A 16015-nucleotide genomic window follows, 5' to 3' on the forward strand; every position below is an offset into this window, starting at 1 on the left:
CCGCGCTTCATGACCCGAAGGTCACGGTTGCGCGCCAAGCGGATTCAGACACTCCACGCGCAACGAGACGAAAAGTAACAGAGGCGCGCCGAACGCCTTGTCAGGCGAACACCCGTCGCACCATGCGGCCCCGGCGCGCCTCTGCGGCGGCATACGCTGTCAGCGCGTTACACGGGAATGTGCGCGAGTGCGTTTCCATCCGGCCCGGCCACTCCCGCTTTCTCTGGAATGCCGATCAGGATCAGCGCACGCCTCGTGCAATCGAGTAACGGCGGGGCCGTGGCTGACGCATGTGTTGCCGCCTGTTTTTTGGAATGTGCGAACGCAAGGTGAAGGATTGGGGCATGAAGCTCGCTATCGCGTCGGGATTTCCCTTCAATAGTTGAGGGCACTTGCGTCTTGTTGTGCGTAAGTTATCGCGGCTAAATCCCAGTTCGTCGGTTGAATGTGAAGGGCGCGTGTCGCCATTGCCATTCGCGGCGCTCATGCGCCCATCTGCGCAGCTTCTTTGTCGTGCATGCGCGGCGTTGTGAGTCCATCCGTCGATGGACGCAACGGAGGCTCGCCAAAAGGGATGGCGCGTTCGCATATACGTTGAAGGGATTACAACTAGTGAATCGTTTTGCTGCTCTTGTTAAGCGGCCGGCTAAGCGCTTGCCTTTGTTCGTGGCGGTTACTCTGGCAATGGCGGGCGTCGATGCCCATGCCCAGTCCAACATCACCGGCTCCATCTTTGGTCAGGTGTCTACCGACGCCGGCAACAGCGTGGAGATCCGTAATGTCGATACGGGTTTTACGCGTAACACGGCGGTCGATAAGGAGGGGCGTTATCGCTTCAGCTCGCTGCCTACGGGGCGCTATAGCGTTACGCTGAAGAAGGATAGCGTGAGCGTGAGCACGCGCGATAACGTGGAGCTGAGCATCGCCGGTGGCACGGAGGTTTCCTTCGGTGCAGCCGCGCAGGGTGCGCAGGGCGCGAAGAACCTTGAGGGCGTGTCGGTGGTGGCATCGGCCCTTCCGCCCATCGACGTGTCGTCGGTGGACACCCGCACGGTGCTCACCGCTGAGCAGTTGAACAAGCTGCCGATCGCTCGCGATATTTCCGCAGCGGCGCTGCTGGCGCCGAGCGTGGTGGCCAACTCCAGCTATGGCGTGCCCAGTTTCGGCGGCGCGGCTTCTTCGGAGAATGCCTATTTCATTAACGGCTATGCGGTGACGAACCCGCTCACCTCGATCGGCTTCACGCAGTTGCCGTTCGACGCCATCGATCAGCAGCAGGTGCTGACAGGCGGTTACGGTGCGGAGTTCGGTCGCTCCACCGGTGGCGTGATCAATATTGTCACCAAGCGCGGCAGCAACCAGACCAAGGGTGGCTTGTACACCATTTGGGAGCCGCAGGCGCTGCGCGCCAGCCCGCGCAACAACTATTTCCCGGACACTGGCGCGGCCAGCAATGCAGCGACCGATGGCACGCTGTACCACTACCGCAACAAGAACCAGTATTGGAAGTCGACCGTTGGCGCGTACCTGAGCGGCGCGCTGGTGAAGGATCGCCTGTTCTATTACCTGGACGCCGAAGTGAACCGACAGGAGGGCGCCAGCGTGCTCTCCTATACCAATTCGTCGGCGGCGGCCTCGAAGATCGGTTACAGCAGCTACAGCTACAAGATGCCGCGCTGGACGGGAAAGATCGACTGGAACATTACCGACAGCCACATTCTTGAGCTTACGGGCGTTTCGGATAAGACGCAGTACCAGTCCGATCGTTATGCCTATAGCTACAAGACGCTGAGCCACGGCGAGCAGCAAACCGGCGGCATCTACACCAAGGATGGCGGCGACCTGTACATCGGCAAGTACACGGGCTATCTCACCGACAACCTGACGGTGTCGGCTCTGTACGGTACGCAGAAGGTCAACCACGTTTATTCGACCGATGGCTACGACCCGAGCTGCCCGTATATCTCGGTGAACAGTGGCGCCGCGGTGCCGGGCATGGTGTACAACACCTGCCAGACCGCCGTGAGCCCGCCGGGTACGACGACCATCCCGCTGCCCGGTGCAAACGACAAGACCGAAGGCTGGCGACTGGATATCGAGTACCGCATCGGCGATCACGACCTGCGTGTGGGTTACGACGCGCAGAACGCCAAGTCGTTCACGGGTAAGCAGTACGCCGGTGACTACGCGTGGGTGTATGGCAAGCAGACCAACCCGAACGCCCCGGTGGATGCGAGCCTTGGCGTGATTGGCTCGCCGGCGCAGGCGGGTGGCCTGGGTACGCAGGGTTACTACGTCTATAAGCTGTACAACACACAGCGTGCGGGCGTGGAGACGGATCAGGCCGCGCAGTTCATCGAGGATCGCTGGCAGGTCACCGAGCGCTGGCTGTTGTCGCTGGGTCTGCGCAATGAGCAGTTCACCAACTACAACAAGAATGGCGATGCGTATATTCGCCAGCGCCACCAGTTGGCGCCGCGTTTGGGCGCGTCGTGGGATGTGTTTGGCGACTCCAGCTTGAAGGTGTTCGCCAATGCTGGCCGCTATCACCTGGCGGTGCCGAACAACGCGGCGGTGCGTGGCGTGTCCGGCTCGTTGATCACGAGCCAGTACTTTACCTATACCGGCGTGGACCCGGTCAGCGGTGTGCCGCTGGGGCTGAATCCGGTCGCGGTCGATCCGGCCAGCCCGTATATCTGCCCGAACACCGGCGGCGTGTCCTCCAACATGGAGTGCGGCGATGCGCCCGACCCGCGCACGGTGGCCGCCAAGGGCCTGCGTTCGCATTTCCAGGACGAGTACATCCTCGGCATGGAGCAGCAGATCAATGCGTCTTACAGCTATGGCATCAAGCTGACCCATCGCAAGCTGATGAGCGCCATCGACGACACGTGTGTCAGCGCACTGGGTGGCAAGTGCCTGACCTTCAACCCGGGCCGCGGCAACACGTTCGACATGTTGCAGCCCGATGGCACCATCAAGTCGGTGTACCTGACTAAGCAGGAGCTGGGGCTGCCCGACCTCAAGCGTAAGTACTACGCCGTGGATCTGTTCATCGAGCATCCGTTTGCGGATAAGTGGTACGGCAAGGCCGAGTACACGTTCTCGCGCAACTACGGCAACACGGAAGGCCAGCTCGCCTCCGATCTGGACACCGGCGCGGGCGGTCAGACCGACGTGTCGCGTACCCAGGATTGGGATCTGCCCCAGCTCATGGTGGGCGCCAATGGCCTGCTGCCCAACCATCGCGCGCATCAGTTCAAGGCCTTCGGCTATTACCAGCTGAATCCGGAATGGCGTTTTGGCGCAACGCTGATTGCAGCGTCGGGCCGCCCGAAGAACTGCACGAGCTATTACCCCACCGCCGACAAGGGTCTCTACAACAGCTCGACGTACTGGTACTGCGGTTTGCCGGGTCAGCCGGGCTACGAGTTCTCGCCGCGCGGTTCGCACGGCACCACGCCGTGGACGTATCAGGTCAACCTCAATGTGGCCTATACGCCGGGCTGGATGGAGAACAAGCTGACGTTGCAGTTGGATGGCATCAACGTGCTCAACAAGCAGACGCCGACGATGTACAACTATCGATACGCGTCCAACCGTACAACGGTCAATCCGCTGTACGGGCGTGAGTTGAACTACACGGACCCGCGTTATTTCCGCTTTACGGTTCGCTACGACCTGTAACGCGTTGCATCGCCCCAAGCGCGGAGACCTTCGTAGGTCGATGCGCTTGGGGCTGTGGAAAAAGAAGGAGCCCCTTGGGGCTCCTTCTTCGTTTCAACGGCTGCCGTGTTCGGCAGGCGGGCGTTTACTTGGCGGTGTCGCTGACGGTCAGGCCGCTGCCATCGACGCTCTTCACGCCCTTCACTTTCTTGGCGACTTGTTCGGCCTTGGCCTTTTCTGCCGCGCTGGTGGCGGTGCCGGTAAGGGTGACCACGCCATCGGCGGTCGTTACGGAAATGTCGGTGCTCTTGATGCCCTTGGTCGTCGCCAGCTCCGATTTCACCTTGGTGGTAATCCAGGCGTCGGCGGTCTTGTCGGGTACGGTCTGGTTGTCCGACTGCTTCTGCATGGCGTCCTGGGCGGCAACCTGCGCGAACGGCACGGCCGAGAAGGCGGCCACGAGGCCGGCGGCGATCAGCGTCTTGCGGAACAGGTTGGGGGTACGCATGGGAAATCTCCTGTAGTGGGGGAGCACTGTCCTTGAGACAGACGGGGCAGATAAGACCGCCTCGTGCCATCCATCCCAACAGACCCAGGGTGAATCGCGGATGGCCGGTAGGCGAGCGCGTTCAGCGCGTTCTTAGGCATGCGAAGAAGGCGTCATGACGATGTGGCCAAAGTGTTCGTCGCGCCGGGTGCGTGACAAGTGTGATGAGCATCACATTTTGCGGAGATTTTCAGTGGGCTGGCTCGCTACGCGTACGGCGGTGCGTCTGGGCGCTCCACTAAAGAGACAGCTTGTGAAATGCGTGGGCGTACGGCACATTCTGCGCACCCGAGCACACTGCATGTGCGGGCTTGATTTCGGGGGGAATCATGGCCGAGTTGGAAGTGCGTGTCGTTTCCGAGCGCCGAGAGCGGTTGCTCGTGGAACTGGGACGCGTCATCAGCGAGCACGACTATGTGCTTTTGCGCCAACGGCTGGGCAGCGATGCGCAGGGTTCGTGCCTGACTATGCTGTTGCGTGGTCCGGACGAGCGACAGTTTGCGTTGGAGGATGCCCTCGAGGCGCACCCGCGCGTGCTGAGCTTTGCTTCCAGTCGCGATACGACACTGGAGCCGCCCACCGATACGCAGGCAACGCGGGCGAAGTACCCGCAGGCTCGCCTTGGGCGCGCCGACGTGGCGACGATCGAACGCATCCTGCCCAATCTCGCCAAGGACTATCCGCGCATTTTTCCCTGGCTGATCCATCTGGAATACGAGGTAGCCGTGGAAGCACGCGATGCATCGTTGCATCTGGCTGGCCGACGCACGGGCAGTTGGGTCTACAAGCGCGACTATGCCTTGGGCGCCAAGCTTGCACTGGCAGAGGCGCTGCGGCGCATTGCGTTGCCGGCCATGCGCGAGTTCGTGCCGGTGGATCAGCACGGCTCCGAGCTGCACGTGCGCGATTGCCCCTTGTGCCAGCCAGGGGGTGCGTCTGGCGGGCACTTTTTCTCTGGCTTTATTGAAGGCTTGCTGCTGGAAGCGGTGGACGTGCCCGCACTGCGGGTGCATGAAACTCAGTGCCACAGCCATGGTGCTGCCACCTGCGTGTTCGACGTCGCCCGCTGATACGCGAGGGCCGCGTCGCGGCTATACATGTGATTCGTTCTGGGGATGGCTTGATGCATATGCACTACAACGCCCTGCTGGTGTGTCTGTCCTATGCGGTGTCGGTACTCGGCTCGTTCACTGCGTTGCAATTGGCGCTGGGCATTCCGTTGGCCCGCAATCCGCGGCAGCGCGCCGCTGCGGTGCTGGCGGCGGGTACGGCGATGGGCGGAGGCGCCATCTGGACCATGCATTTCATTGCCATGCTGGCCTGCCATATGGGCGTGCAGGTGAGTTACGACGCATGGCTTACGGCGATATCGGCTTTGCTGGCGATCGTGGCCTGCTCGTTGGGGCTCGCGACGGTGAGCATGCCGCACATGCGCTTTGCGCACTTGATGGGCGCGAGCGTGTTGATGGGCGCCGGTGTGGCCGGCATGCACTACCTGGGCATGATGGCCATGCTCACTTCGGCGCGCGTAACGTACGACCTGGGCATGGTTGCATGGTCAGTGGCCATCGCGGTGTTCGCATCGATGGCGGCGCTGTGGCTGGCTTTCAATCTGCGCGGTTGGCTACAGATGCTCGGCAGCGCGCTGGTGATGGGCGTGGCGGTGTGCGGCATGCATTTCGTTGGCATGAGCGCGCTGATACTGACGCCAAGCGATAGCCTGCCGGTAGGTTTCGAACAGGGCTTGCGTGGCGACCGTCTGGGGCTGATGACCTTCGTGGCTGCCGTGCTGATGCTGGCGCTCGCTTTGGCGGTGAGCATCCTGCATCAGCAGCGCCGTGCCGCCGTGACGATTTAAGGAAACGCTGATTTTGATCGTCATCCCAGCGAATGCTGGGATCCAGTGCCTGTCATTCTCTGAATCTAAAGGCGCTGGATGACCAGCCCTTCGGCGGTCGAAAGGCGCCTCCAGCTCATGCGCCCTTTTGGGGTTTCGCTGGGATGCGATCGAAATCAGAGCAGCCTAAGGCTTGACGGTTATTGGCGATGAATCAAAAAAAGGGGCGCCAAGGCGCCCCTTTTTTCGCTGCGGTTACATACCGCTTACTTCAATTCGGTTTCGCTGGTGATCACCAGGCCCGTGTTGTCGATGCGCGCAGCGCCGTTGAGCGACTTGATGCGGTCGGCCTGGGCCTGCATGGTTTGGAACTGCGCCTTGGTGCGCTCGGCGGTGGCCTTGGCGGCCGCGGCAGCCTCCGGGTCGTCCGACTGAGCCGAGGCGGTGAGTTCGGCAATGTGATCTGCCTTGCTGGCCATCGCCTTGACCCATGCCTGGTACATGTCGCCATTGAGGTGCACGTGGCCCAGATCGCCGGCAGCGCCAGCCGGAGCGGAGAGCAGCTCACCGAGCTTGGTTTCTTCGCCGTCGCCCACGGCAATGGCGAGCGCCTTTGCATTCATGGCGGCCCATACCGGCGTGCCCAGCGGGGCGGTGAGTTCCGGCGGCAGCGCTACCGGCTTGCCGTCAGCGGTGAGCTTGACCTGCTGCAGCGAGGACACCGCCATTTGGGCCATGGCGAGCAGGCCGGCGGGGTTGGTGGTGCCGATCAGCACGCGGCCGCTGAACTTGGGCAGGCCATTGCTGCCGCCGGCGTCGAAGCTGTCCAGCGCCACGCGCAGGCCGAGCAGGTCGCCCACGGGCGGCACCGCGGCCTGCTGCGAGAGCATGCCGATCTTGGCGAAGCTTTCGTTGAGGTCGGTGAGGGCCGGGCAAGTGAATGGCTTGGCTGCCACGGCATCGGCCTGCGCGCTCCAGAAGCTGCGCAACTGGGCGATCGGCACGGCAAGGCTGAGGTCGAACGGGGCGTAGGTGTTCACGCCCAGGCCCGGCAGCTCCACCTTGAGGCCGGAGAAGGCCTTGGTGATGTCATCGGCCAGGCTCACGTCCCAGCGCAGCGACTGGTGGGTGGCGTCGAGCTTGGTGTAGCCGAAGCTCACCGATGGCACGCGGGCGGCGATGCGGCTGGCTTCGCCTTCGCAGCTGGGCAACACCTGCAACTGGTTGGCCACCGGCTCGCCGGTCTTGGCCGCTTCGCTCTCGGCGTGCGCCTTGCGCAACGCATTGAAGAACGGGTCCTTGCCGCTGGCGGCCAGGGGCAGCAAGCGGGTCAGGTCGGCTTGGCCGATGGCCCAGGGCTGGTAGTCCTTGGCCTTGGCGAGCTTTTCCAGGCGGCCATCGTCTTGCAGGTTCTTTTCCGGACGATCCAGGCCAAGCGCCAGGCGCAGGGTGGCTTCCGGCGCATCGACCGGCAGCAGGGCCGCTACAGCCTGCTTGCCCACTACGGCGAGGATGACCTGCACGCCGGCTTCCGCCGAAACGTGCTTGCGGTAATGCAGATCCCCGAGCGTGGCCGCGTCGAACGGCTTGCCGTAGGCGGCTTCCAGGCGGCCGACGAAGGCGTCGAATGCCTTGGCATCGGTCAATTCGAAACGCGCCACCGGGGCCAGGCCCAGGCCATAGAACGCCGAGCGGCCTTTGATGTTGAGGCCCGCGTTCTGCGCAAAGGCTTCAATGGTTTTGCCGTCCAGCTCGGCGATGAACGCCTTGAGTAGGCGCGAGGCGTCCGGGTCCTTGTCGGCCATGTCGTCAGCGGCCGACCGCAGCTGGGTCAGCTCGCTGGGCAACTGCGCATCGGCCTGGGCGAGCAAGGCCTTGCGGGTGTCGTCATCGAGCACGTCCAGGTTCGCCAGCACGTACGGCGTGTCGGCCGGCACGAAGGCGAGGGGGGCGTCCTTGTCTTTGTGGTGGCATGCAGCCAGCAGCACGCCGGCCAGGCCCAGCGCGGCAATGCGCTTCGTCGATCGCATGTCTATTCCCTTGAGTGTTTTGGATAAAGCGTTGCCATTATGCCCGGAATCCGGGCATGTCGCGGCGCGTTACGGCATGTCGCCGGGCGAAGTTCAGCGACCCAGCACTTCCGCCAGTACGGCCATGCGCACGAATACGCCGTTGCCGACCTGTTCGAGGATGCGCGACTGCGGGCCATCGGCCACTTCGGAGGCGATCTCGATGCCACGGTTGAGCGGGCCGGGGTGCATCACCAGGGCGGCGCGAGCGGCGCGCGCCAGGCGGCGGTTGTCCAGGCCATAGCGGCTGAAATAGGCCGCTTCGTCGGGCAGGTCGGTGGCGGCCATGCGCTCTTTTTGGAGGCGCAGCATGATCACCACGTCGGCGCCCTCGATGGCGGCATCGAAGTCGTCGGTGATTACGCAGCCAGGGAATTCCGCTTGATCGGGCATCAGCGCCTGTGGCGAGCACAGGCGGATTTCCTTGGCACCCAGCGTGGAAAAGGCATGCACGTCGCTGCGCGCCACGCGCGAATGCTTGACGTCGCCGCAGATCACCACGGTGAGCTGGCTGAAGTCAGGGCGATGCTGGCGGATGGTGAGCGCATCGAGCAGGCCCTGGGTGGGGTGCGCGCGATTGCCGTCGCCGGCGTTGACCACCGACACGCCGCTCATGGCGTGGCGCACCAGTTCTTCCGGCGTGCCTGACACTTTGTGGCGAACCACGATGGCGTCCAGGTGCATGGCTTCCAACGTGTGCAGCGTGTCGAACAACGCCTCGCCCTTGCTGGTGGAGGAAAAGCCGATGTCGAAGTTGATCACGTCCGCGCCCAGGCGGCGGGCGGCCAGCTCGAAGGAGGTGCGCGTGCGGGTGGACGGCTCGAAGAACAGGTTGAGGATGGTGCGGCCCGACAGCAGGTCCAGCTTGCGCGTGCCATGGGCACAGCCGTCGCGCATGGTTTCCGCGCGGTCGAGCAGGCGCTCGATGCTCTGGCGGGGCATGTTTTCCAGCGTGGTCAGGTGGCGCAGGCGTAGGCTCATGGCGGGCGGTGTCGTCGAGGTGTCAGTGACCAGGGGATGAAGCCAGCCAGCGTTCGAGAATCACGGCGGCGGCTTCGGCGTCGATGGTGGCGGCGTCGCGGCGTTTCTTGAGGCCGGCGGCGCGGGCGTTGGCAAAGCGCTGGGCGGCTTCGCGGGAGCTGTGTCGCTCGTCGGTCATGGCCACGGGCAGGCCGTAGCGTTGGCTGAGCTTTTCGGCGAAGCGGCGGGCACCGCGGCTGGCGGGTTGTTCCTCGCCATCCAGGGTCAGCGGCAGGCCAACCACGAGGGTGTCGGGCTGCCATTCCTGGCGCAGGGCGTCCAGGCGCGACCAATCGGGGTCGCCATCGCGCACCGTGATGGCGGCGATGCCCCGGGCGCTGCCGGTAAAGCGGTTGCCCACGGCAACGCCGAGCAGGCGACTGCCGTAGTCAAAGCCAAATACACAGCTCACGCGTGACCCGCGTAGCCGGGCAATTGCAGCGGGTCCACGCCGACCAGGCCGGCGGCGGCACTCCAGCGTTCTTCCAGCGGGGTATGGAACACCACGCGTTCGCTGGCCTCGGCGGTCAGCCAGGCGTTGTCTTTCAGTTCCTGCTCCAGCTGGCCGGCACTCCAGCCGGCATAACCCAGCGCCATTACCGCAAGGCGCGGGCCTTCGCCGTTGGCCATGGCCACCAGAATGTCGCGCGAGGTGGTGACCGACCAATCGGCGTTGATGCGGTAGCTCGATTCCCAGTGGCCCGGTTCGCGATGCAGCACGAAGCCACGCTCCTGATTGACCGGACCGCCGATGAGTACCGGGGCGTCGGCCAGTTCGGGGTCATGGCATTCCAGCTTCATCTGGGCGAGCACATCGCTGAAGCGGTATTCGGAGAGCTGGTTCACCAGCAAGCCCACCGCGCCGTCTTCGTCGTGCTGGCAGATGAAGGCCACGCCGCGCGAAAACGGCGGCTCGGCCAAGCTGGGCATGGCGATCAGGAACTGACCGGCGAGGGACTGAGGCTGGGGACGGGGGGCAGTCATGGGGGCATTGTAAGCCCAGCCGTGAAGATCGTCGCTGCGGCGACGTCGAAATTGCGTTCGGCACCCGTGCGCGCCGAGCGCTCGTTCAACGGCTGTGCAGCGTGTCGTTGGGCATGAATTGCCAGGTACGCGTGATATTCAGCTCGTCGAAGTGTTCCTTGTCCGCCGGTAGGGCGGGGAATGGTGCTGCCAGGCGAACGATGCGCTGGGCAGCGGCATCCAGCAGCGGCTGGCCGGAGCTTTGCACCACTTCGATGCCCTTCACCGAGCCGTCACGGTTGAGCGTCACGGTCATAAGTACGTCGCCGTGCATGCTGCGTCGGCGCGCCTCGTTGGGGTAGTTGAGGTTGCCCACGCGCTCCACCCGGTCTACCCAGCCGCGCATATAAGCGGCGTAGGCGTACTCCTTGGTGTTGGAGGAGATGAACTTTTTCTTGGGGCGCTTGGCGTACTTTTCGCTCTTGTCGCGCACCTCGGCCGCCAGTTGGGCCATTTCCAGGCGGCGTTTCACGTCGGCCTGCGACTCGGGGAGATCCTGGTCGTCCTGCTGCGACTTGGCGCTGTCGGTATCCACCGTGTAGTGGCTGTTGCCGGTGGTGGTGAGCAGCTTGTCCTCGGTGGCTTCCTGCGGCTTGGGCGCACTGGCTTCCACGGGTTGGGGCGCCACACCCGGCGTGGGCGTGGGCATGGGGCCCGAGACTGGCTGGGAGGGGCGCGAGGCCTTGTCGTTCTCGCCGCCGCCGCTGTTGTTGGCCTGGGCCAGAAAGTCGGCCTTGTCCGGGCTCTCGCGGTTGGCGACGTCGACCAGGGTGACGTCCAGCGTGGGCAGGCTGGGCTTGGCCTTCACGTAGCTGAAGGTAATGCCGAACACCAGCACGCCATGCAGCAACAACGAGAAGAGCATCGTGGCGCCGATCTTGTCGGCGCCGGTGCGGACAACGGCTTGGCTCACGCGTGGCGGGTTCCGGTTCGGGTTTGCTCGATGACGTCGAACAGCTGACCGGCAATATTAAGCCCGAATTGGGCGTCCAGTTCGCGGGCGCAGGTCGGTGATGTGACGTTGATCTCGGTGAGGTAGTCGCCGATCACGTCCAGGCCTACGAACAGCAGGCCGCGCCGGCGCAGTTCCGGGGCCACCTGGGACACGATCCAGCGATCGCGCTCGCTCAGCGGTACGCCCTCGCCACGACCACCCGCCGCCAGGTTGCCGCGGAACTCATTGCCCTGGGGAATGCGGGCCAGGGCATAGGGCACCGGTTCGCCATCGATGACCAGGATGCGCTTGTCGCCCGCGCTGATCTGGGGAATGAACTTCTGCGCCATCACGAATTGCTTGTGCTCGCCGTGCGGGCCGGCCCCGATGAGCGTTTCGATCATCGAGTTGATGTTGGTATCGCCCTGACGTGCCCGGAAAATGCCGCGTCCGCCCATGCCGTCCAACGGCTTGAGCACCGCCTCGCCATGCTCGGCCACGAAGGCGCGCAACTCGGCCGCGTCCCGGGAGACCAGGGTGGGCGCCATGCACTGCGGAAAGTGCAGGGCGAACAGCTTTTCGTTGCAGTCGCGCAGGGACCAGGGCGCGTTGACCACCCGGGTGCCCGCCCGCTCAGCCAGCTCCACGATCATGGTGTCGTAGATGAACTGGGCGTCGACCGGCGGGTCTTTGCGCATCAGCACCACGTCCATCTCGCGCAGGTCGCGCCACTGCGCCTCGTGCAGGGTGAACCAGTCCTCGGGGTCTTCCCGTACCGAAAGCGGCGCCAGGCGCGCCCAGGGCTGCCCATCGCGTGCAGCCAGGTCGTCCTGTTCCATATAGAACAGCCGGTGGCCCCGTCGCTGGGCCTCCAGCAGCATGGCGAAGGTGGTGTCCTTGGCGATCTTGATGGAGCCGATCGGGTCCATGAGTACGGCGACCGAGAGGGTCATCGTCATTCTCCGGTAGTAGAGCTTGTTCACGATGCGCAGCCGGCGCGAGCCGGGCGAGCGGGGCAGTGTAAGTCGAGTTGCCTGCCATGGATCGTTTCGACGTGCCATGGCGGTTCGGCGAGCCCCGCTGCCACAGGGCAATGGGGAGGCCTGGCCCAAAGGTCAAGCCCTTGCCCGAGTAACCTCACGATTCAATGACGTAGGGCGCCTTGTTGGACATTTCAGCTTGACGTCACGTTAGGCAGGCGGTAAACAGCAATGCACGAGTGCCTGCCGGCTTCATGGTTGTCGTACGTCGTAAGAGATTCGTGGAATTTTCTCTCCAGATGGAGCCGCCAACGTGGCGTTGGCGGTGGCACGATTTTCCTGAGCCTGGGGCGGGTCGCAGGGGGGGTGTTGTGAACTTGAACATAAGTGGAAATGGCCTGGCCGGCCTCAAGGTCATGGTTATCGACGACTCGAAAACCATCCGGCGAACGGCGGAAACCCTGCTGAAGAAAGAGGGATGCGACGTGCTTACGGCCGTGGACGGTTTCGAGGCGCTCGCCAAGATCTCCGACCAGAAGCCAGCGATCATCTTTGTCGACATCATGATGCCGCGTCTGGACGGTTATCAGACCTGTGCGCTGATCAAGAACAATCCCCAGTTCCGCGGCACACCCGTGATCATGCTCAGCTCGAAGGATGGTCTCTTCGACAAGGCACGCGGCCGCATCGTCGGCGCCGAACAATATCTGACCAAGCCGTTCACCCGAGACGAACTGCTTGGTGCAATTCATCGACATGTCTGCACGGTGTAAGACCGGCGACTACAGGGTCTGAGGGGGACCTGTGGCCAATATTCTCATTATCGACGACTCGCCGACCGACGTGCGCGTGTTCACCACGCTGCTCGAGCGCGCGGGTTATCAGGTCGACTCCGTCGGCAATGCCGAGGAAGGCATTGAGCGCGTGCGCACGCAGAAGCCCGACCTGGTCATCATGGACGTCATCATGCCGGGCATGAATGGCTTCCAGGCGACGCGCACGCTCACGCGCGACCCGCAGACGTCGGGTGTTCCCATCGTCATGATCACTACCAAGTCAATGGAAACCGACCGGGTATGGGGCCTGCGCCAAGGTGCGCGCGCCTTCATCACCAAGCCGGTGAACGAAAAGGACTTGCTGGCCTGCATCAACGATTTGCTGCCGAGCGCTGCCTGAGGCCACGATGACCCAAACCGCCGCGCTCTCGCCCTTCGAACTGCTGGCCCGTTACGAACGATTGTCGCTGGCGCATGCCTCTGGCACGCCGGAGAAGCTCGAAGCCCCTGGCTTGTGGCGTGGCATCGGTTTTCGTGCGGGCAGCCGCCTGTTCGTCAGTGGCATCGACGAAATCAGCGAATTGCTGGCCGTGCCGGCGCTGACCCCCGTGCCGGGTACCCAGGCGTGGCTGCTTGGCGTGGCCAACGTGCGCGGCAACCTGGTGCCGGTGATCGACCTGTCCCGTTTCCTGTTCGGCGAACGCACCCAGACCACCGAGCGCACCCGCCTGCTGGTGGTGCGCCAGGGTAGTGGCAGCGTGGCGCTGATGGTCGAGGAAGTGTTCGGCCAGCGTACGGTGGATGCCGAGCAACGCCGCCAGGCCGAGCCGGAAGACGATCCGCGCCTGACGCGCTTCGTCGACGATCGCGTGGGCGAGCCCCGCCTTGCCATGTTCAGCATGGGCAAGCTGGTGCGCGCGCCGGACTTCCGTCAGGCCGCGGCCTGACGCGCAACAGTTGCACTAGAGAGTAGGACCGGCGCCGAGCGGGGCCGGAACCAGGGCGATGATCCGAAGCCTTTGCCGGCATGGGCGGCGAAGGGTAAACGGGCGAGGTGAACGAAATGAGCACTACAGGGGGCGTGGGCAAGGAGCGGGGCTATACCGGCCTCATCATTGCACTGGTCATCGCGTTCGGTTTCACGGGTGTGGACTTCGTCATGCTCACGTTGCGTGGCCGCGAAGACAGCCAGGCAGTGGGACTGACCACACAGATCCAGGTGTTGTCGCAGCAGACCGCCAAGTACGCCCTCGAGGCGGCGGACGGTAACGTCGACTCCTTCAAGGAGTTGGAAACCAACCGCAACGCCATCGACTCGGCGGTGCAGCGCCTCAACAAGGGCGACGACAAGACCGGCATGAAGCCCTATGCCGATGCCAATGCCAGCCCGGCTGGGCGCGCGGTCGCCGCTCTCACCAACGCGTGGGGACAGCTCGACGCCGATATCGGCAAGATTCTCTCCAACAAGGCGCTGGTGGTGGACTCGGCCCAGCGCGCCGCTACCTTGGGCCGTGAGCTGCCGCTGCTGAACTCCAGCATGGAGCAGGTGGTGAACATCCTGCAGCAGCGCGGCGGCAGTGCAGAACAGACCTATACCTCCGCCCGCCAGATGCTGCTGGCCGACCGTATGATCCGCCGCGTGCAAGAAGTGCTGCAGGGTGGCGAAGCCTCTCAGCCTGCCGCCGACGGCCTGGCCCGCGACGGCCAGCTCTACGGCTCGGTGCTCAAGGGCTTGCTCGAAGGCAACACCGAAGTGGGCGTGCGCGCCATGGGCGATGCCAACGCGCGCAAGATCCTTGCCGACATGCAATCGCAGTGGGACAACCTGCAGGACCCCGTCGGCAAGCTGGTGGGCGCCGCAGCCAACCTCAGTGACGTGAAACGCGCCGGCAATCAGGCTTCGCTCGATTCGCAGAACGTGCTGCTGCGCGCGAACGAAATGGCGGACCAGGTCAGCAAGCTGCCGACCCGCCGTCTGTTCCCGAACCTGTGGTGGGGTGTGTTGGGCGCGCTCGGCGCGGCCGCCTTCCTGATCGTGCTGGTGGTGCAGCTGATCGCCGACCAGCGCCGCCGCTTCCAGGACTCGACCGAACTCAACCAGCGTAACCAGGAGGCCATCATGCGCCTGCTGGACGAAATGGGCTCGCTCGCCGAAGGTGACCTGACGGTAAAGACCACCGTCACCGAGGACATCACCGGCGCCATCGCCGACTCGGTGAATTACGCCATCGACGAGTTGCGCACCCTGGTGACGACGATCAACGAGACCTCCGAGCAGGTGTCGTCCTCGGCGCAGGAAACGCAGACCACCGCACGCCATCTGGCCGAATCCGCCCAGAACCAGGCGCAGCGCATCAGCACGGCGACCACTGCGATCAACCAGATCGCGAGCCTGATGGATACCGTGTCCAAGGACTCCGCCGAGTCGGCCGACGTGGCCGAGCGCTCGGTGAAGATCGCCTCGCGCGGTGCCGAAGTGGTGCGCGAAACCATCTCGGGCATGGACTCCATCCGCGACCAGATCCAGGAGACCTCCAAGCGCATCAAGCGCCTGGGTGAGTCCTCCCAGGAAATCGGCTCCATCGTGGAACTCATCAACGACATTGCCGAGCAGACCAACATCCTCGCCTTGAACGCCGCTATCCAGGCGGCCTCGGCGGGTGAGGCCGGTCGCGGTTTCGCGGTGGTGGCGGACGAAGTGCAGCGCCTCGCGGAACGCTCCGCGAGCGCGACCAAGCGAATCGAAACGCTGGTGCAGACCATTCAGTCCGACACCAACGAAGCGGTGAATTCGATGGAGCAGACCACCGCTGAGGTGGTGGCCGGTGCCCGACTGGCCGAGGACGCCGGTAGCGCACTGGGCGACATCGAACGCGTGTCGCACGATCTGTCGGCGCTGATTCAGAACATCTCCACGCAGGCACGCCAGCAGTCCAGCGCGGCGACGGATATTTCGGCATCGATGAACGCGATTCAGGAAATTACCTCGCAGACCTCGCAGGGCGCGAGCCAGACGGCCGACTCCATCGGTTATCTGGCCCAGCTGGCGAGTGACCTGCGGCGCTCGGTGGCCCACTTTAAGCTGCCGGGCTGACACAAAACGTTTTTCACAGGGGGCAACCTCGACGGTTGCGTGACAAACCGTTACGTGGCCGCAGAGAGG

Annotated in this window: 14 protein-coding genes; 7 read left to right on the forward strand and 7 right to left on the reverse strand. The window is 64.0% G+C overall.

What is annotated here, in order from left to right; translation table 11 throughout:
- Positions 1-684 precede the first annotated feature (684 nt).
- The gene (locus tag AC3G2C_RS08395; protein WP_488384171.1) at positions 685-3687 is read left to right on the forward strand and encodes a TonB-dependent receptor; all 3003 of its coding nucleotides are present in this window, start codon (positions 685-687) and stop codon (positions 3685-3687) included.
- A 124-nt stretch (positions 3688-3811) separates the two neighbouring features.
- On the opposite strand, the gene AC3G2C_RS08400 is transcribed toward AC3G2C_RS08395, so the two are convergent.
- Positions 3812-4174, reverse strand: a complete 363-nt coding sequence (locus AC3G2C_RS08400) for a BON domain-containing protein (protein WP_488384172.1) — start codon at positions 4172-4174, stop codon at positions 3812-3814.
- Positions 4175-4542: 368 nt separating this feature from the next.
- On the opposite strand from AC3G2C_RS08400, the gene AC3G2C_RS08405 reads away from it, so the two are divergent.
- Positions 4543-5283, forward strand: coding sequence for a hypothetical protein (locus tag AC3G2C_RS08405; RefSeq protein WP_488384173.1), 741 nt, complete (start codon positions 4543-4545; stop codon positions 5281-5283).
- Between the two features lie 53 nt (positions 5284-5336).
- On the forward strand, positions 5337-6071 hold the full coding sequence (locus AC3G2C_RS08410) for an MHYT domain-containing protein (RefSeq protein ID WP_488384174.1): 735 nt from the start codon (positions 5337-5339) through the stop codon (positions 6069-6071).
- A 245-nt stretch (positions 6072-6316) separates the two neighbouring features.
- On the opposite strand, the gene AC3G2C_RS08415 is transcribed toward AC3G2C_RS08410, so the two are convergent.
- The 6 genes from AC3G2C_RS08415 to gshB all read right to left on the reverse strand — a co-directional run bounded on the left by AC3G2C_RS08415 (position 6317) and on the right by gshB (position 12049).
- Positions 6317-8080, reverse strand: coding sequence for a hypothetical protein (locus AC3G2C_RS08415; protein WP_488384175.1), 1764 nt, complete (start codon positions 8078-8080; stop codon positions 6317-6319).
- A 93-nt stretch (positions 8081-8173) separates the two neighbouring features.
- Positions 8174-9100 carry an aspartate carbamoyltransferase catalytic subunit gene (locus tag AC3G2C_RS08420; protein ID WP_488384176.1) on the reverse strand — a complete coding sequence of 309 codons (927 nt, stop codon included), beginning with the start codon at positions 9098-9100 and terminating at the stop codon, positions 8174-8176.
- A 22-nt stretch (positions 9101-9122) separates the two neighbouring features.
- Positions 9123-9551: a Holliday junction resolvase RuvX gene (ruvX, locus tag AC3G2C_RS08425; protein ID WP_488384177.1), complete on the reverse strand. Its 429-nt coding sequence runs from the start codon at positions 9549-9551 to the stop codon at positions 9123-9125.
- Positions 9548-10123: a YqgE/AlgH family protein gene (locus tag AC3G2C_RS08430; RefSeq protein WP_488384178.1), complete on the reverse strand. Its 576-nt coding sequence runs from the start codon at positions 10121-10123 to the stop codon at positions 9548-9550. Before AC3G2C_RS08430 ends, ruvX begins: the two co-directional genes overlap by 4 nt.
- Positions 10124-10208: 85 nt before the next feature.
- On the reverse strand, positions 10209-11075 hold the full coding sequence (locus AC3G2C_RS08435) for a TonB family protein (RefSeq protein WP_488384179.1): 867 nt from the start codon (positions 11073-11075) through the stop codon (positions 10209-10211).
- Positions 11072-12049, reverse strand: coding sequence for a glutathione synthase (gshB, locus tag AC3G2C_RS08440; protein WP_488384180.1), 978 nt, complete (start codon positions 12047-12049; stop codon positions 11072-11074). The genes AC3G2C_RS08435 and gshB overlap by 4 nt, the downstream gene beginning before the upstream one ends.
- A gap of 443 nt (positions 12050-12492) precedes the next feature.
- Here gshB and AC3G2C_RS08445 point away from each other — a divergent pair, with 443 nt between their 5' ends.
- From AC3G2C_RS08445 to AC3G2C_RS08460, 4 genes are all read left to right on the forward strand, one after another.
- Positions 12493-12849 carry a response regulator gene (locus AC3G2C_RS08445; protein ID WP_199096830.1) on the forward strand — a complete coding sequence of 119 codons (357 nt, stop codon included), beginning with the start codon at positions 12493-12495 and terminating at the stop codon, positions 12847-12849.
- Positions 12850-12880: 31 nt separating this feature from the next.
- Entirely contained in the window at positions 12881-13252 is a 372-nt protein-coding gene (locus tag AC3G2C_RS08450) for a response regulator (protein WP_488384181.1), read from the forward strand.
- Positions 13253-13259: 7 nt separating this feature from the next.
- Positions 13260-13799, forward strand: a complete 540-nt coding sequence (locus tag AC3G2C_RS08455; RefSeq protein ID WP_488384182.1) for a chemotaxis protein CheW — start codon at positions 13260-13262, stop codon at positions 13797-13799.
- 116 nt (positions 13800-13915) lie between these two features.
- Positions 13916-15946, forward strand: coding sequence for a methyl-accepting chemotaxis protein (locus AC3G2C_RS08460; RefSeq protein ID WP_488384183.1), 2031 nt, complete (start codon positions 13916-13918; stop codon positions 15944-15946).
- Positions 15947-16015 lie beyond the last annotated feature (69 nt).

This window comes from Frateuria sp. sgz306004 (assembly GCF_057750885.1).